This is a genomic window from Halorubrum vacuolatum, assembly GCF_900188065.1.
In the GTDB taxonomy this organism is placed as follows: domain Archaea; phylum Halobacteriota; class Halobacteria; order Halobacteriales; family Haloferacaceae; genus Halorubrum; species Halorubrum vacuolatum.
This window is the reverse complement of the sequence record NZ_FZNQ01000004.1, coordinates 171,590-187,563: the sequence shown is the minus strand read 5'-3', so window position 1 is coordinate 187,563 and position 15,974 is coordinate 171,590. Positions and strand designations below refer to the sequence as shown.

The 15,974-nt window shown below is 64.8% G+C and carries 16 protein-coding genes and 1 tRNA gene; 10 read left to right on the top strand and 7 right to left on the bottom strand.

The features are described from left to right. Positions 1–65: 65 nt before the first annotated feature. Positions 66–476 carry a hypothetical protein gene (locus CHB65_RS06470; RefSeq protein ID WP_089384237.1) on the bottom strand — a complete coding sequence of 137 codons (411 nt, stop codon included), beginning with the start codon at positions 474–476 and terminating at the stop codon, positions 66–68. A 112-nt stretch (positions 477–588) separates the two neighbouring features. Here CHB65_RS06470 and CHB65_RS06465 point away from each other — a divergent pair. The 6 genes from CHB65_RS06465 to CHB65_RS06440 all read left to right on the top strand — a co-directional run bounded on the left by CHB65_RS06465 (position 589) and on the right by CHB65_RS06440 (position 5,649). Further along, a tRNA-Gly gene (locus CHB65_RS06465) sits at positions 589–659 on the top strand. A gap of 412 nt (positions 660–1,071) precedes the next feature. Then, on the top strand, positions 1,072–2,340 hold the full coding sequence (locus tag CHB65_RS06460) for an RNA-guided endonuclease InsQ/TnpB family protein (protein WP_089384236.1): 1,269 nt from the start codon (positions 1,072–1,074) through the stop codon (positions 2,338–2,340). A 162-nt stretch (positions 2,341–2,502) separates the two neighbouring features. Then, positions 2,503–3,393, top strand: a complete 891-nt coding sequence (locus CHB65_RS06455; RefSeq protein ID WP_089384235.1) for a DUF7847 domain-containing protein — start codon at positions 2,503–2,505, stop codon at positions 3,391–3,393. Positions 3,394–3,405: 12 nt separating this feature from the next. After that, on the top strand, positions 3,406–3,753 hold the full coding sequence (locus CHB65_RS06450) for a DUF4870 domain-containing protein (protein WP_089384234.1): 348 nt from the start codon (positions 3,406–3,408) through the stop codon (positions 3,751–3,753). A 65-nt stretch (positions 3,754–3,818) separates the two neighbouring features. Next, positions 3,819–4,346 carry a metallophosphoesterase gene (locus CHB65_RS06445; protein WP_089384233.1) on the top strand — a complete coding sequence of 176 codons (528 nt, stop codon included), beginning with the start codon at positions 3,819–3,821 and terminating at the stop codon, positions 4,344–4,346. Between the two features lie 61 nt (positions 4,347–4,407). Then, a complete protein-coding gene (locus CHB65_RS06440) occupies positions 4,408–5,649 on the top strand; it encodes a DNA double-strand break repair nuclease NurA (RefSeq protein WP_089384232.1) in 1,242 nt (413 codons plus the stop codon). Positions 5,650–5,668: 19 nt separating this feature from the next. Here the strand turns inward: CHB65_RS06440 and CHB65_RS06435 are convergent, their stop codons facing one another. The 5 genes from CHB65_RS06435 to pan2 all read right to left on the bottom strand — a co-directional run bounded on the left by CHB65_RS06435 (position 5,669) and on the right by pan2 (position 9,840). Then, complete coding sequence (locus CHB65_RS06435; protein WP_089384231.1) at positions 5,669–6,493, bottom strand: CPBP family intramembrane glutamic endopeptidase; 825 nt, start codon at positions 6,491–6,493, stop codon at positions 5,669–5,671. Positions 6,494–6,597: 104 nt separating this feature from the next. Then, complete coding sequence (locus tag CHB65_RS06430; protein WP_089384230.1) at positions 6,598–7,890, bottom strand: glucose-6-phosphate isomerase; 1,293 nt, start codon at positions 7,888–7,890, stop codon at positions 6,598–6,600. Positions 7,891–7,991: 101 nt separating this feature from the next. Further along, on the bottom strand, positions 7,992–8,369 hold the full coding sequence (locus CHB65_RS06425; RefSeq protein WP_089384229.1) for a DUF5811 family protein: 378 nt from the start codon (positions 8,367–8,369) through the stop codon (positions 7,992–7,994). Between the two features lie 54 nt (positions 8,370–8,423). After that, positions 8,424–8,645 (bottom strand): hypothetical protein, encoded by a 222-nt coding sequence (locus tag CHB65_RS16780; protein ID WP_143420353.1) that lies wholly within the window; start codon positions 8,643–8,645, stop codon positions 8,424–8,426. Further along, entirely contained in the window at positions 8,617–9,840 is a 1,224-nt protein-coding gene (gene pan2, locus CHB65_RS06420; RefSeq protein ID WP_089384228.1) for a proteasome-activating nucleotidase Pan2, read from the bottom strand. The genes CHB65_RS16780 and pan2 overlap by 29 nt, the downstream gene beginning before the upstream one ends. 219 nt (positions 9,841–10,059) lie before the next feature. Between pan2 and CHB65_RS06415 the strand changes: the two genes are divergently transcribed. Further along, positions 10,060–10,617: a response regulator gene (locus CHB65_RS06415; RefSeq protein ID WP_089384227.1), complete on the top strand. Its 558-nt coding sequence runs from the start codon at positions 10,060–10,062 to the stop codon at positions 10,615–10,617. Positions 10,618–10,675: 58 nt separating this feature from the next. Here CHB65_RS06415 and CHB65_RS06410 read toward each other — a convergent pair whose 3' ends face one another. Further along, on the bottom strand, positions 10,676–11,914 hold the full coding sequence (locus tag CHB65_RS06410; RefSeq protein WP_089384226.1) for an NAD(P)/FAD-dependent oxidoreductase: 1,239 nt from the start codon (positions 11,912–11,914) through the stop codon (positions 10,676–10,678). 198 nt (positions 11,915–12,112) lie between these two features. On the opposite strand from CHB65_RS06410, the gene CHB65_RS06405 reads away from it, so the two are divergent. From CHB65_RS06405 to CHB65_RS06395, 3 genes are all read left to right on the top strand, one after another. After that, entirely contained in the window at positions 12,113–12,709 is a 597-nt protein-coding gene (locus tag CHB65_RS06405; protein WP_089384225.1) for a DUF6149 family protein, read from the top strand. 93 nt (positions 12,710–12,802) lie between these two features. Next, positions 12,803–13,831, top strand: a complete 1,029-nt coding sequence (locus tag CHB65_RS06400; protein WP_089384224.1) for an AI-2E family transporter — start codon at positions 12,803–12,805, stop codon at positions 13,829–13,831. A gap of 318 nt (positions 13,832–14,149) precedes the next feature. Continuing rightward, positions 14,150–15,823 carry an NHL repeat-containing protein gene (locus CHB65_RS06395; protein ID WP_143420352.1) on the top strand — a complete coding sequence of 558 codons (1,674 nt, stop codon included), beginning with the start codon at positions 14,150–14,152 and terminating at the stop codon, positions 15,821–15,823. Positions 15,824–15,974: the final 151 nt, after the last annotated feature.

The following is a 15,974-nucleotide window of genomic DNA, read 5'->3' as shown; positions in this document are numbered from 1 at the left end:
TCGACGGCGCGACTGGACGCGGCAGCCGGCCGCTCGGGGGACGGATCAGCGCCGTCCCTCGCGGGTTATCGCGGGCGCTCCTCCGTGGGCGTTTCCAGCTTCGTGATGTCGAATTCGACATCCGGCGGTTCGACCTCCGTCCCGATGGCCTCGAAGATGTGCATCCGGTCGGCACGCAATATCCGCGCGCTGAACAGGTTGTCCGGGATGTACGTCGGCATCCCACGGTCGAGCGGGGCCACGATCACTCCGTCCTCGAGCTTATCCACGATCAGTTCGACGAAGGCGACCTCCCCGTTCGATACTCCGGCGATCACGTCGCCGGTGTAGATCTTCGGGTCCTGCATGTTGTCCGGGACGAACGGATCCGCCTTCGCCACCGGGGGGATCGGTACCTCGTCGGTGATCGGCAGGTCGTCGACGGTTGCTCCGGGGTGGACGTAGATCTCACGTCGATCGTCAGCGATTCGTTGCATACAGGGTGAAAATGGAGGTCATATGAACATAAGTGATACACCAACTCTGTAAGGTATGGTCCGACCCCGGAAGCGCTACGTTGAAGTGGAGCGGTCCAATACGGTCGTGTGCGCGCCGTTGGTCCAGTGGTAGGACAGTGGCTTCCCAAGCCACTAGCCCGGGTTCAATTCCCGGACGGCGCATTTCACGACGAACAAACGTGGGGAGTGAAATCGCCATGGAAATTGAACCCTGGAAGCCGCAGCCCCGGAACGGGTGAGCGAAGCGAGGCCGCACGCCCGGAACGGCTTCCTCCGGTTCAATTCCCGGACGGCGCACTCCTTTCAGTCGTTCCCCGTCCGTACTCACACGCACTTCGTTCGCGTGATTCCCTGACGGCGCATTTATACGAAAACAAGGAGAATACCTGCGCCTTCAGGCGTCCCCAGAAATCTTTGATTTCTGGTGTGCGAACGAGACCTTCGGTCTCGTTAACGCAGGATGAATCCGACACTATTCTACTCCATCCACCGTTGATAGCAAGTCCGGATATTCCCCGTCTCGGTCGTTGTTTTTAATATGCTATTCTTCATAAGTGTTTAAAGACACAGTCCGATGCTGGAAACCACCCGCACCTATCGAGCGAAAATCGTCAATCATCAGCAGGTGAGTGGCGACCTCGATGACTGCGGGCACTCAGCCTCGAAACTGTGGAACGTCGCCCGCTACTACATCCGCCAAGAATGGGATGACACTGGCGAGATCCCGTCCGAAGCCGACCTCAAGCGCGAATTAAAAGACCACGAACGATATAGTGACCTCCATTCGCAGTCAAGTCAGCGATTTCTTGAAGAGCTTGCTGAGTCGTTCACCGGATGGTTCAGAAAGCGCAAGAACGGCGACTCGAATGCGAATCCGCCGGGATACCGAAAGCGAGGTGACAACCACCCGCGTTCCACCGTGACGTGGAAGCAGAACGGCATCAAGCACGATTCCAAACACAATAAGCTCCGTCTGAGCAAGGGGTTCAACCTGAAGAATCACCGCTCGGATTTCATCCTTGTAGAGTATGAAACACGACCGGACGTGACTGTGGAGAACATCCAGCAAGTGCGAGCCGTCTGGAACGGCGACCGCTGGGAACTCCACCTCGTCTGCAAGGTCGAAATCCCCGTTGAGGACGCCCCCGGTGACAACACGGCTGGAATCGATCTCGGTATCAAGAACTACCTTGCCATAGCCTACGATGACGGAGAGACCGAGTTGTATCCGGGGAACGTGCTGAAGCAAGACAAGCACTACTTCACCCGTGATGAGTACGACACGGAGGGCGAGAACGGTCCATCACGTCGTGCGCTCCGCGCCCGACAGAAATTGTCTCGTCGAAAAGACCATTTTCTCCACGCCCTCGCCAAACACGTCGTAGATCAGTGCATCGACCACGAGATCGGTCGGATCGCCATCGGTGAGTTGAGTGAGATTCGTGAGGACGAGAACGGCGATTCGCGGAACTGGGGGAGACGTGGAAACAAGAAACTCCACGGATGGGAGTTCGACCGCTTCACTCGGTTGCTCGAATACAAGGCCGAAGAACACGGTATCCTCGTTGATCGAACAAGCGAGCGGGACACGTCAAAGACGTGTTCGTGCTGTGGACGGAAGCGTGAGGCGAATCGTGTGGAGCGTGGATTGTACGTCTGCGCGTCGTGCGGAGCGACGATGAACGCAGATGTGAACGGTGCGGTGAACATTCGCAGAAAGATAACTCAGAGTCCTCCAACGGGGGATATGAGTAACGGCCGTTTGGCACGGCCAGTAGCCTATCTGTTCAATCAAACCTCGGGGCGTTTCGCACCGAGCGAACAGGTGGGTTGCGAACCGTAATATCCCAACGCTCGGGATTCCCGCGTCTTCAGGCGCGGGAGGATGTCAATACGCACTCGTCGCGCTGCTCGTCGTGCTCGCCGCGCTGCCCCGACACCCCCGCTGACGCGTCCGGTTCACCCGAGGACGGACACTTATATACGATGCCGGAGAGGTTCGTGCATGGCCCTCCGCCAAGCCCTCCGAGCCACGCCACGGCTGCTTCGTGATCAACCGATCCTGTTCGTCCCCATGGCGATCTTCGGCGTCCTCCAGCTACCACAGCTGTTCACCGAGACGCTTGAGCCATCGCTCTCGATCGTCGCTTCGTTGCTCGGGACGGTCATCTTCGCGTTCGTCACCCCGTTCTTTTACGGTGGGACGATCGGCATGGCGAACGACGCCGCGACCGGCGTCCGAACGTCCATGGGACGGTTCCTCCGGCACGCAAAACAGTTCTACGTCTCGGTGCTGCTCGCGTACCTGTTCCTCTTCGCGATCAGCCTCGGGTTCGGGTTTCTCATCGCCATCACGGCGATCGTCGGGTTCATCGTCGCGTTCGGAGCCGGCGGTGCCGGCGCGATCATGGCGGGGATCGTCGTCATCGGCCTCGTGCTCCTGTTTCTGATCGTGCTGTTCGCGCTCCACTTTTATGCACACGCGATCGTCATCGAGGGCGTCGGCGCCGTCGACGGCCTCTCCCGAAGCGTTCACGTCGTGCGACACAATCTGCGCTCGATGGTCGGATACGCCCTCGTCTCGATCGTCTTCGGCGGGGTATTTGGCGGATTGTTCGGGGCGCTGATCATGGCCGTCTTTCCGCCGGCTCCCGAACCCGGCGAGCCGGCTCCGATGCCCGACTTCGAGTCGATATTGCTCATCTCGGGGGTGTCGGTCGTCTGGACGACGCTGTTCGTGACCGTCTTTTTCGTCTTCTCGGTCCTGTTCTATCGGGCCCTCATCGACGCGGATGCGAAGGATACGGAGGGTGCGGATCCGGATACAACGGATACCGCCGAGCCGACATCGCGTGCGGGGACCGGATCGGACGACGGCTTTATATACTCGTCGTGATTCGTGCGTGATATGTCACAGACGCCCTCCACGGCGGCTCCCGCCGCGACGACGTCGGGGAACACGACGATGGCCGCCATCACGCACGTGCTCGCGCTGTTCACCTGGGTATTCGGCCCGCTCGTCGTCTACTTCGTCACCGACGACGCGTTCGTCAAGGAGAACGCCCGCAACGCGCTCAACTGGCAGATCATGTTCACGATCTACATCGTCATCTCGCTGATCCTGTTGATCGCCGTGATCGGGATCGTCGGGCTGATCCTCTTTCCGATCCTCGATCTGATCTTTATCATCATCGCGACGGTCAAAGCCGCCGACGGCGAGGCGTGGAGCTACCCGATCACGCTCGATCTGATCTGAGATCCCGGCGAGCGCCGAACCCACGCAGTCACTTATCAACACGGCCGCCGAACGCACGACCGATCATGCAGATCGGCATCGTCTCCGACACGCACGACGACCTCGACGCGGTTCACGCCGCCGTCGACCTGTTCGAGTCCGAAGGCGTCGAGGCCGTCATCCACTGCGGCGACTTCGTCGCGCCGTTTTCGGTGGCACCGTTCGACGCCGACTTCGCGTTTCACGCCGTCCGCGGCAACAACGACGGCGAGTGGAACGTCCAGTCGGCCGTCGAATCGTTCGGCACGTATCACGGCGAGGCGGCGGCGCTCTCGTTCGGGACTGACGGCGACGCGGACGGTCCCGTGGAGATCGCCGTCGTCCACGGCACGAGCGACCTCGTCGTCGACGCGCTCGTCGACTGCGGGAGCTACGACTACGTCCTTCACGGACACACGCACGCTCACGGCGTCGAGGAGCGAAACGGGACGGTCCGCGTGAATCCCGGTGGACTCCCCATCCCCGTCGCGGGCGCCGACGACGTCTTTCGGGTCGCCACGCTTGAGACGGGCGAGGCTGGTGCCGATGCGGTGACTCATCACGAGCTCCCATGATCGACATCGAGCCACGGGACCACCCGACCCGTTTTTGTGCGCCGGGGACGGCTATCGGGACGTGACGCTCGACCCGATCCACGTCGAGAACATCGCCCAACTCGCGTACGACATCGCGACGGACGTGGACGCCACGGACCACACGGACCTCGTCGGAACCGTCTGGGAGGACTGGATCCCGGAACTGTACCACGACGGACGCGTCGTGATCGAACCGGTTGGCGAACACGAGCGCCGGATCGCCGACATCGACGACGTTGCGCTCGCGGAGCGACCGTTCGGAACGGTCCACGGCCTCGACTCCGGGACGATCAACCCGACGACGTTTAAAAACGGGCTCGTCGTCGACGTCGCCCACGCGGCCATGGCCGTGAGCCCGAGCGACCTCGAGTGCCACCGCGATCGGACGATCGTCGCGACCGTCCACGCGGGCGACTCGAGCGTCCGATTCGACCGCGACTGGACGCGCCGCGATGCGGGCCACACCCGCCAGCGCGTGCTGCACGCCCCGCGCGTGAACCGCTACGCCGAGGGCGTCGTCCACGCGCTCGCGCTCTACCTCGCCGAGGGGACCCACGCGCTCGATCACGCAGACCGTGTCGAGGAGTTGCTGGTCCTCGACGGGCCGATCTATCCGAAGGAGCTGTTCACGTGGGGCGAACGCGACGCCGAACTGGGCGAGATCGCCCGGGAGGCGAAGCCGCGGGCGATCGTCGAGAACTACGTCCGCCTCGTCGAGCGGTTCCTCGACCGCGACGTGCCGCTCGCGGGCTTCGTGAAGAACCCCTCCAGCCGGACGATCGTTCGGACGCTCGCCCGCAAGGGGCTCGAACCGCCTTGGCCCGACGACACCGCGCTGTTCACCGCGCTGCTCGAACGCCGCGCCGACGGCGAACGGCTCGACGACGCGTTCACGTTCACCACGTGGTTTCACAGCCGCGGCGGGGCGGACGGGACGATGGCCGCGGACGCGGACGCCCTCGGCGTCGCACGCGAGCACGACCCGGCGGTCTACGAGCCGACGTTCATGGTCCTGTATGACCCCCGAACCGACGTGACCTACAAGTTGGAGGCACCCTACGGCTTCACGCGGGACGCGGAAACCCGCGACCGGCTGACCCGGCAGGTCCTCTCGGAGGTCGCCGCGACCCGCGGGCCGCCGGAGGCGGTCGCGAAGGCCGACGCGTTGGCGCGGATCAGCGCCGAGGAGAAGGCGGCGCTCCGGCGAAAGTTCGAGGAGCGGTTCGACAGCGAACAACAGTCGACCTACGACGACCGCCGGTGGGGGAAAGAGCCGTACTGAGCGGACTGCACGAGCGATCTCAAACGCCCGCCCAGAGCACGGCGTAGATGGCCGCGTTGTACAGGCCGTGGGCGAGCCCGGGGATGAGGATATTGTCGGTCCGTTCATACAGGTACCCGAGCACACAGCCGAGGCCGATCACCACCCCGACGTACGCGAGCCGCTCGATGTCGGTTCCGGCGACCGCGGGGAAGTGGATCAACCCGAAGATGAGGCTGGCCAGCAGGATGGCCGGAGCCGCATCGAACGCCCGGCGAAGCCCGCCCTGGACGACGCCGCGGAAGAGGAACTCCTCGACGGGACCCACGACGAGGATGGAGACGACGATCATGGCGAGATAGTACGTCGCCGGGTCGCCGGCCGGCACCACCGCCACGTTCTGTCCGGTGGTGACGCCGATCTCCGCGAGCACGAAGAGGGCACTATACTGTAACGCGAGCAACCCGATCGCGGCGGTGACGATGAGCCCACCCTCACGCGCAGACGGCCGGTCAAGCCGAAGCAGCCCCCACTCGGACGTGAGCGCGAGGTAGCCGAGCGTCGCGAGCAGGAAGCCGCCGAACTGAACGACCGTCTGGAGGATCTGAAACGCGTTCGTCCCCTCGCTGACGACCCCGAACGACACCGCAAGCGACGAGACGGGGTTCGTGACCGCGGAGGCGACGAGCAGCGCGAAAACCACGGCGAAGGCGGCGAGGGCGAGCCGGACCAAGCCGTTGACGGGCGTGTCCGGATCGGCCGTGGCGTCGGCATCAGCGGCAGCGCCGCCGCTGGCGTCCGCCGCGTTCTCGGCGGTGGTCGGCCGGTCGGTGTCGGACGGCCGAACACCGGGATCGTCGCTCATCGGTTACTATACCGCACACGGCCGTTTTAACGCTCCGAAACGGTGAAGCGGTCCGTGAAGCGGCCGTGACGCGTTCGAGTCGGTGCAACCGCGGTCGCTCCAGTTCAGCCGCGTTCGATCCGCAACTCGCGTTTCTCCGCGACCGCGTCGGCCTCGGGGAACTCGCCGCCACCGAGCAGCCCACGGGCGGCCCGCTTGCCCCACTCGACGGCGGGCTGGGTGAACGTCGGCACGTTCGCCAACTCGCCGTAGAGCACGCAGGCCGCCTCCATCCCGTAACACAGCTCGCCGAGCGCCCGCTCATCGACGCGGTCGACCTCGATCCGGACGTTCGGGACGCCCGCCTCGGCGAGGCTCGCCTCCGTCGCGTCGAACTCCGCGTCCAGCAGGTCCCCGAGCGACGACCCGCCGAGATACGAGAGTCCCTCAAGGTCGGTCTCCGGGATCGGGACTTCGGCGCGCTCGGTCGGCCGGATCACCGTCACGAGCTTGTCGCGTGGACCGGCGCGGTAGAGCTGGAGCTGGGAGTGCTGATCGGTCGCGCCCAATGCGCGGGCGGGGGTCTGGCCGAGCCCGTCCTTCCCGAGGCTCTCGGCCCACAGCTGGGCGAACCACTCGGCAAACGTCTCTAAGGACTCCGCGTACGGCATCACGGCGTTCGTCAGCGCGCCGCGCTCGGCCAGCGCGTACGTCGTGGCCCCGTAGGCGTACGCCGGCGACTCGAAAAGTGACCCTGACAGCGCGTCCATCCCGTCTCGGCCGCCCGCGAGGACGGCCTCCACGTCGTACCCCTGTAGCGCCGCGACCGCGAGCCCCACCGTCGAGAGCATCGAGAACCGGCCCGGGACGCCCTCGGGAACGTCGAGCGCCGGCAGGTCGTGGCGGTCGGCGAGCCGTCTGAGGTTCCCCTCCTCGCCGGTCGTCACGAGGGTCCGTTCCGTCCAGTCGACGCCCGCGCGGTCCATCGCGTCGCGGACGACGAGAAAGTTCGCGAGCGTCTCCGCGGTCGTCCCCGAGCGTGAGACGACGTTGATCACGACGTCATCGAGCGGGAGGCTCCCGAGCAGTCGCTTCACGTCGTCCGGGTCGACGTTATCGAGGACGTACGCGTCGACGTCGCTCGGGAGGGCATCCGAGAGCGTTCCCGCGCCGAGCGCGCTGCCGCCAATGCCGACCGTGAGCACGGCGGACGGCGTCTCGAACGCGTCGGTCGCCTCGCGGATCGCCTCCGGATCCGTCGTTTCCGGAAGCGTCAACGAGGCGTAGCCGAACTCGTCGGCGTCCATCCCGCGAGCGATCCGCTCGTGGGCGCTCGCAACCCGGTCGTCGAGTCGCTCCAACGTCTCCTCCGTGAGCCCGGGGGTCGTCCCGAGCGCGTTGCCGATGTCGACGTCCATACCCGTTCACGCGGGCGATGGCTTCTTAAGGGTAGTCACTCGGACAACGGGCAGAGGAGGGAGGTCGGATAACGGACAGGAGAAGGAAGTCGGTCGGACGGTCACTTCGCGGTCGGCGTCACGTCGTCGACGGCGCTCATCACCTGGACGGCCGCGCTGGCGGCGAGCCCGCGAGCGACTTCGTCGGCGTCGCTGTCGGCGATCCCCGCGTCGAGTTCGTCGGCATCGGGCGAGAAGCCGGCCGAGACGGGGTGGCCGGCAGGTGGGTTGACCGCGACGGTCGCCTGTGGGCCGTCGGCGCCGACGGACAGCTCCGAGCCGACCGCGTAGCTGTCGGGCAGGTACGATTCCGTGCGTGCGACGATGCCGGCGACCGTCCGCCGGAGCCGCTGTTCCTGTTCCGGCGTGAGGTCGACGGCGGCGGGCTCGCCCGCATCCATAACGCCCGGCGGCCCAGCGTACGGGTTGTTGCCGTTCATAAGGGATTACCCACTATATGCGAAGCCACCTCAAAAAGGCGTCGGCGATCGGGGCTATTGCCGGAGACGATCGTCGCGACCCGACAGGATCGGCTTCGACTCCCCGTAGGCGGCGATGACGACCGCCGTCGTCTTTCCATCCGAGGCCATCCCGTATCGGCGGCCCCGACGCCGCTCGCGACGCGGACCGCGGACGTGCCGACCGATCGGACGGGCACAGGGCTCCGTGACAACCAAGCGATCGGACTCAGTACTGGTAGTTGAGGACGAGGTCATCGGTCGCCTCGGCGTCCTGCAGCTTCTCGCGAGCCTGTTCGAAGTCGACGCGGTGGACCTCCGTACGGTCATCGCGGATGGCGAACATCCCCGCCTCCGTCGCCAACGCGGCGATATCCGCGCCGCTGTACCCCTCCAGTTCGCGGGCGACGTCCGCGACGTCGACGTCGTCGGCGACGTTCATCTCGGACGTGTGGATCTCGAGGATACGCACGCGACCCTCGGCGTCGGGCTCGGGCACCTCGATGAGGCGGTCGAACCGGCCGGGCCGGAGGATCGCCTCGTCAAGCATGTCGAAGCGGTTGGTGGCGGCCATGATGCGGATCTCGCCGCGCTCGTCGAAGCCGTCCATCTCGCTGAGCAGTTGCATCATCGTCCGCTGGACCTCGGCGTCCCCGGAGGTCTTCGAGTCCGTCCGTTTCGCGGCGACCGCGTCGATCTCGTCGATGAAGATCACGGCCGGCTCGCGGTCGGCGGCGAGCTCGAAGAGGTCACGAACCAGCCGGGCGCCCTCGCCGATGAACTTGCGGACGAGCTCGGAGCCGGCCATCTTGATGAACGTCGCGTCCGCCTCGTTGGCGACCGCCTTCGCGAGCATCGTCTTGCCCGTCCCCGGCGGGCCGTGTAACAGGACGCCGCTCGGCGGGTCGACGCCCACCGCCTCGAACTGCTCGGGGTTCTCGAGCGGATCCTCGACCGCCTCGCGTACCTCCCGGATCTGCTCGTCGATGCCGCCGATGTCGGCGTACGTAACGTCCGGGGAGGCGGTGACTTCCATCGCCTGCGCACGCGAGTCCGTCTCGTCATCGAGTACCTGCTGGACGGCAAAGGAGTCGTTGATAGCGACCCGGTCTCCCGGCCGGAGATCGGCGTCGAACCGCCGGGCCGTCTTCGTTAACACCTCCTGGTTGTTGCCGTGCTGTTTGATCACGACGCCGTCCTCTAAGACCTCCTCGACGGATGCGATGTACAGCGAGGAGGTCTTGAGCACCTCGTTCTCGCGTTTCAACTTGTCGACGTCGGATTTGAGGTCGCCGCGGCGCCCCTGTGCGTCCTCCAGGCGAGCCTGCAGCTCGTCGTTCACCTGGACGATCCGGCGGTAGTGCTGGCGGATCGCCTCGAGCCGTTCCGCCTCGCTCATCTCCGGATCGAGCTCCAGACGGGGGCGGTCCGGCAGTGAGGGGCTGTGTGACATTCGTTGAACCGATATAGGACACCGGGCTAAATGTGCCTTTGGGTCACGTCACCGGCCGAGCGGGCCGGCCTGACATCCTCTAGATATCGAATGCGATAATCGGATCGCAGGGATTTATATTGTGAATACCGTAACGGGAGACATGAGCGATCGGATCGCGCCCGGGTCGACGGTCCTCGATCAACGGGACGGAAACGGGCTGACAGCACACGGAAGGCGATGAATAATTCCGGTGATGGCGAGAACGCGACCGTTCTCGTCGTGGACGATGAGCCGGACCTCGCCGAGCTGTATCGTGTCTACCTCTCGAGCAACTATCGGGTGCGGGTTGCCACCGGGGGCGAGGAGGCGCTCGAACGGATGGACGACGACGTCGACGCCGTCCTGCTCGACCGTCGAATGCCGGAGATGTCCGGCCACGAGGTGCTCGAAGCGCTTCGGGACGAGGGATACGACGCCCGAGTGGCGATGTTGACCGCCGTCGAACCGGCAGGCGACATCGTCGAGATGCCCTTCGACGATTACAAGACCAAACCCGTCACCAAAGAGGACCTCGTGACGCTCATCGAGGTCCTGCTCCAGCGAACGGAGTACGACGAACGGAGCCAGCGGTTCTTCGCGCTCGCCTCGAAGAAGGCAGCCCTCGAGGCCGCCGGTAACACCGGCACGGAGGAGTACGATCGGCTCACCGATGAGCTTCAGGCGGTGCGTGAGCAGGTCGATGAGACGCTCGATCGGCTCTCGGCCCGTGACGCGTTCGCGGAAGCGTTGAGTTAACGCCGCGACGGTTCCGTTTTGCGTGCCCCTGACCGTGGTCCGGTTTGAGGTATCGGAGTTACGGTTCCGTCTGGGGAGCGAGGTCGTCGACCGAGAACCCCGGCTGCATCAGCACGTCGGTCTGGTCGCCGACGTAGCGCTGTTCACGCATCAACTTTTTAAACGCCGACTGCGGCGAGAGGTCGCCGATGAGGACGCCACCGATGATCCGGCCGTCCTTCAACGCGACCCGACGCCACTCGCCCTCGCCCGTCGTCGCCTCGACCGAGTCGTCACCGAGCGTCGGGTGGCCAAACGAGAGGAACGGGAAGTCGAAGTGGGTGATCGAGTACGAGGAGACCCACACGAACGGCTCGGAGCCGTACTCGACCATGTTCCGCGCCGCGATGGTGCCCTGCTCCTTCGCCGAGCCCCACGCGCCGTTCTGCCCGCGTTCATCGAGGATGAGGTCGGTGAACTGGGTGATGTCGCCGGCGGCGAAGACGTTGTCCACGTTGGTGCGCATGAACTCGTCGACGACGATGCCGTTGTCGACCTCGATCGGCGTGTCCTCGACGAGCTCGGTGTTGAAATCGAGTCCGATGGCGATGCCGGCGAAGTCACACTCATAGCGGTTTCCGTCGGGATCGACGGCCGCGGTAACGTGGCCGTCGTCGTCGACCTCGAAGCGATCGACGCCGGAGCCGAAGACGGGCTCGACGCCCCGCTCGGACATCGCGTCGTGCATGATCGACGCACCTTCCTTCGAGAGGGCGTAGCGCCACCACGCCTCCCCGCGCATGAGGTACTTCGCCTCGACGTCCTGTGCGCCACAGATGGCCGCGAAGTCGATGCCGAGCAGCCCGGCGCCGACGACGACACCTCGTTCCGCCGCCTCGACGCTCTCTTTTATTCCCCGGGCGTCCTGGAAGGTCCAGAAGTGGTGGATACCGTCGGCGTCGGCGTTCTCGACGGGGAGCTGTTGTGGCGTCCCCCCGATGGCGAGCAGCAGCTTGTCATAGGCGATCGCCTCGCCCTCATGGGTCGTGACGACGTCGTTTTCGACGTCGACATCGACGACGACGGTGTTGAGGCGGAGGTCGACGTCGTGGTCGGCGTACCAGTCCTCGTCGTGGATCGAGATCGGTGCTTCGGGAAGTTTCCCCTTGGCGAACTCCTTTATCAGGATCCGGTTGTAGAGGGGTTCGCCCTCGTCGGTGATGATCGTGATCTCGGCCTCCGGGGCCCGTTCACGGAGCGTCTCCGCCGCGGACGCCCCCGCGATACCGTCGCCGACGATCACGTACGACTCACTCATATCCGGCCGTTTGAATCGAGGGGTAATGTGGATTGTCATCCGCGCGGACGATCATGAGGATCATCCTCATGCGGGGTCTCCCCGATCGTTTAAGGGGTCGTCCTCGCCGGCGGCGTCCCGCTTGAACGCCGGCGAGCGCACACCCTGGACCCGACCCGCTCGCCACACATTCAATAGTCTCGGGGCCCGAACGGTGGTATGAAGATCCGGCAGAACATCCGCCACTGGGCCGCAAAGAAGGCGTTGACCACGCCGGTCATCGGCGACGTCGCGAACGACAAACTCGTCGATCTCCACACGAGCATATTCCTGAACAAGGCGGACGAGGCGCGTCGCGAGGAACGCCGTGCCCACCTCGATTCGTTCTTCGATGCGACGATGGACACCTACGTCGCCGCGTTGGAGGCCGGCTTCCCGGAGGCCGAGGCCCGCGAGATCACCCACGTGCAGGCGAACTTCGACTTCTTCAACCATGGCTGGACGGAGATGATGGAGATCCCCGGCGACGAGCTGGAGCCACACTACCGACGATACGAGGAGTTCTTTACGGGCTACGGGATCACCATCGACGATCCGCTTGGGGAGTTCCGACCCGCCGAGGGGATCGCCGCTGCGCCCGCAACCCCGGAGAAACTGGAGACGCCGGAGTACGAGAACGCGATCGCGGGATTCGCCGACGACGTCTACGTCGAGACCGAGGAGGGCGAGACCCTCGTAGGTGGCGGTCTGGAGGAGCCCGAGGAGGTCGATCCGGCGGCGGCACCCGGCCTCGACGAGGAGGAGGCGTCCGCCTGAAGCCGAGCCGGACGGCCGCGGACGAGACGTACAGTGATCGGCCGACCGTTCCACAGCACCCATCCTTTTGGCGGCGGCGGCTGACCCACCGTCATGAACCGCGGACAGTCGTTCCTGTTGTTGCTCATCGGCGCGGTCGCCCTCCTCACCCTCTTTATCATCCTTCCGTTCATCGAGTACGTGATCGCGTCGGTGATCCTCGGGTACGTGCTCTATCCGTTACACGCCCGGCTGACTGATCGGATCGACGGGACCGATACACGGATCTCCGAACGGATGGCGTCGATGATCTCGGCGATCACGCTCATTCTTGCCTCCATTATCGCCGTGATCCTGCCACTCGTGTATATCTCGCTGGTGTTCGTCCGGGATCTCACGGCTATCGCCACGGGCGAGACTGACCTCGACATCGTCGCCATCGAGGAACGATTGGCGGAGGTGACCGGCGAGGAGGTCGACATCACCACGTGGCTCACCCAGGCCGGTGACGTCCTCTTCGAGACGCTTTTCGGCGGGGTCAGCGGCTTCTTCTCCGGCGCACTGCGCGCGTCGCTCGGCATCGCGCTCGTCCTCTTTTTGGTGTACTACGTCCTGCAGGAGGGCCCGGAGTTCGTCGCGTGGCTTCGGTCGATCATCCCCCTCCCGGCGGACGTCACCGACGACCTGTTCACGAAGATCGACGCGACGACGTGGGGGGTCGTCATCGGCCACATCTCGGTCGCGCTGCTACAGGCCGTCGTCGCCGGGATCGGCCTCTGGCTCGCCGGGATCCCAAACGTCGTCTTCTGGACGTTCGTGATGGCGGTGCTCGCGCTGCTCCCGCTCATCGGCGCGTTTCTCGTGTGGGGCCCGGCGGCGATCTACCTCGTCGTCGTCGTCGACCAGACCACCGCGGGCGTGCTGCTCGCCCTCTACGGGATCGCGGTCGTCTCCATGGTCGACAACTACGCCCGGCCGATCGTCATCGATAAACAGGCACACCTCAACCCTGGGATCATCCTCGTCGGCGTCTTCGGCGGGATCTACTCCATCGGCTTCACCGGGCTCTTCGTCGGCCCGATCGTCATCGGCGTGCTCGCGGCGACGCTGGAGACGTTCCGGGAGGATTACGACGCGATGTGAGCGTTCGGCTCCGCCGAATCCCGCGGGACGTGTCGGGCGCTACTGTCGTGTGGAAGAGTCACCCCATCGAGATCCATCCCACGATGGGCTTGTGATCGGCAGCGCTCGCCACCATGGGCGTGTGATCGGCAGCATCGGATCGAACGCGACGAGGAATATCCGATTATTGATACGTGTGCTAGCGTCGTGGGTCCGTACCGGTCCGTGAGTTACGAGCATCTCCACATGACAAATTACAGTTGATTTATACATACTAATTTATATATTTTGAAAACCATTATCACTCGCTTCTCACCGTTGGGGTGGAGGGGACATAATATGCAGCAGAGACAACAAAACGACACACACTGGGGGAGAATCGACCGGCGCGCGGTGCTGAAAGGTATCGGAGCGATGGGCGCGATCGGCGCGCTCGGGACGGGACTGACCGGGAGCGCCATGGCCACCAACGGCGACAACGAGATCGTCGTGATCGGGAACATCGCCTTCATCCCGAACTCCGAGGAGGCGACGGTCTCAAAGGTGGATCTGGACGCTCAGACGGCGATCGCCCGATATAGCACGCTCACGGGAGACGAGGCCGGCGCGGCCAGTCCTTCCGCCTGGCGTGTTTCGCGGATCGACCTCGATTCGGAGGGCAACGCCTGGGTGCCCAACTCGGGAACCGGTGCGGGCGGCGGCGACCTGCAGTCGAGCCTCGTGCGGATCGCCAGGGAGGGCGGCGAGCCGGGGGTCACGACCTCCGACGACCACGACACGATCCTGGACTTCGACGACGAGGTCCGAACGCAGTCCTGGGTGATCGGCGGGGAGGGTGACATGCCTCGGACGGTCACCGTCGACGAGAACGACGACATCTGGGTCGGCTTCTACGGCGGCGAGTACGTCCAGAAGTACACCTACGACGAGACGGACGGCCTCCAGCCGGATGGCGACGAGATCGATGTCAGCCCGTACACGCCGTACGACGCCGACTACCAGGACGGGACGCTCTACCTCTCGTGCCGCGACTCGAGTCCGTTCGACGGGGTCGCTGCCGTGCTGACGATCGACGCCTCGAGCGGCGAGGTAACAAACCTCGAATACGAGCCAGAGGGCGATGACAGCAACCCCTACTCAGTCTTCGTCGACGCGAATGGCTACGTCTGGGTCTCGGCGATGACGAACTTCGGCAATGCTGGCCAAGAACGATTCCTGTCGAAATTCGACGGGGACGAGTGGCTCCACTACGACCTGAACGACAAAACGGACCAGGACCTCCTGCAGTTCCGCGGCATCGTCGAGTACGACGGGCTCGTCTGGGTCACCGCCGACAACGGCTTCGCCGTCGGCTTCGACCCCGAGGACGAGGAGGTCGACCAGGTCGTCTCCATCGCGGACGGCGACGAGACCCCGCCGATCGGCCTCGCGGTCGATCCCGAGGACAGGGTCTGGTCGATCCTCCGGAGCGACGGCCTCGACAACGGCTCGCTCGGACAGGTCATCGGCGACGACGCGGGAGCACGGATCGGCGTCGGCGAACGACCGTACGCGTACGGCGACTTCACCATCCAGGTGGAGGTGCGCGACCCGTCCGGGTGCACGCCGGGCTTCTGGAAACAGCCAGCCTACCGCAACGAGGTCTGGACCGACGACGACACCTACGGGCCGTCAGATCTGGTCTCCGAGGTCTTCGAGCTGGCGGTCGATGAAGGTGGACGCGGTCGAAACACCGTCGACTTCACCGAGATGACGCTCTACGAGGCGCTCGGCGGCGGCGGCGGCCCCGGCGTGCCCGGTGCCCAGCAGATCCTGCTCCGCGCCGCGACCGCCGGCCTGCTGAACATCCAGCACGAGGACGTCAACTACCCGAAGACCGCCCCGCAGCTGATCGCGGAAGTGAACGCTGCGCTGGCGACCGAGGACCGCGAAGAGATTCTCGCGCTGGCACACGAGCTCGACGGGCTCAACAACGAGGGCTGCTCGATCAACGCCTTCGGCGAATCGAAGTAGTCCGTCGAGTGACGTGAGCGGGAGGGACGGTCCGACGCTCGTTCACGGCGGCGCGGACCCCGGTTCGAGCGATCATCGCCGCGATCGATCAGCGGTCATCGCTGCGATCGATCGACCCAGGGTCGTGCCATATTCGCGCCCCGGAATGCGG

What these genes read in the sequence shown, in the direction of transcription:
- CHB65_RS06470 (WP_089384237.1), bottom strand. Translation starts at nt 476, where the DNA reads ATGCAACGAATCGCTGACGATCGACGTGAGATCTACGTCCACCCCGGA.
- CHB65_RS06460 (WP_089384236.1), top strand. Translation starts at nt 1,072, where the DNA reads ATGCTGGAAACCACCCGCACCTATCGAGCGAAAATCGTCAATCATCAG.
- CHB65_RS06455 (WP_089384235.1), top strand. Translation starts at nt 2,503, where the DNA reads ATGGCCCTCCGCCAAGCCCTCCGAGCCACGCCACGGCTGCTTCGTGAT.
- CHB65_RS06450 (WP_089384234.1), top strand. Translation starts at nt 3,406, where the DNA reads ATGTCACAGACGCCCTCCACGGCGGCTCCCGCCGCGACGACGTCGGGG.
- CHB65_RS06445 (WP_089384233.1), top strand. Translation starts at nt 3,819, where the DNA reads ATGCAGATCGGCATCGTCTCCGACACGCACGACGACCTCGACGCGGTT.
- CHB65_RS06435 (WP_089384231.1), bottom strand. Translation starts at nt 6,493, where the DNA reads ATGAGCGACGATCCCGGTGTTCGGCCGTCCGACACCGACCGGCCGACC.
- CHB65_RS06430 (WP_089384230.1), bottom strand. Translation starts at nt 7,890, where the DNA reads ATGGACGTCGACATCGGCAACGCGCTCGGGACGACCCCCGGGCTCACG.
- CHB65_RS06425 (WP_089384229.1), bottom strand. Translation starts at nt 8,369, where the DNA reads ATGAACGGCAACAACCCGTACGCTGGGCCGCCGGGCGTTATGGATGCG.
- CHB65_RS16780 (WP_143420353.1), bottom strand. Translation starts at nt 8,645, where the DNA reads ATGACCTCGTCCTCAACTACCAGTACTGAGTCCGATCGCTTGGTTGTC.
- pan2 (WP_089384228.1), bottom strand. Translation starts at nt 9,840, where the DNA reads ATGTCACACAGCCCCTCACTGCCGGACCGCCCCCGTCTGGAGCTCGAT.
- CHB65_RS06415 (WP_089384227.1), top strand. Translation starts at nt 10,060, where the DNA reads ATGAATAATTCCGGTGATGGCGAGAACGCGACCGTTCTCGTCGTGGAC.
- CHB65_RS06410 (WP_089384226.1), bottom strand. Translation starts at nt 11,914, where the DNA reads ATGAGTGAGTCGTACGTGATCGTCGGCGACGGTATCGCGGGGGCGTCC.
- CHB65_RS06405 (WP_089384225.1), top strand. Translation starts at nt 12,113, where the DNA reads ATGAAGATCCGGCAGAACATCCGCCACTGGGCCGCAAAGAAGGCGTTG.
- CHB65_RS06400 (WP_089384224.1), top strand. Translation starts at nt 12,803, where the DNA reads ATGAACCGCGGACAGTCGTTCCTGTTGTTGCTCATCGGCGCGGTCGCC.
- CHB65_RS06395 (WP_143420352.1), top strand. Translation starts at nt 14,150, where the DNA reads ATGCAGCAGAGACAACAAAACGACACACACTGGGGGAGAATCGACCGG.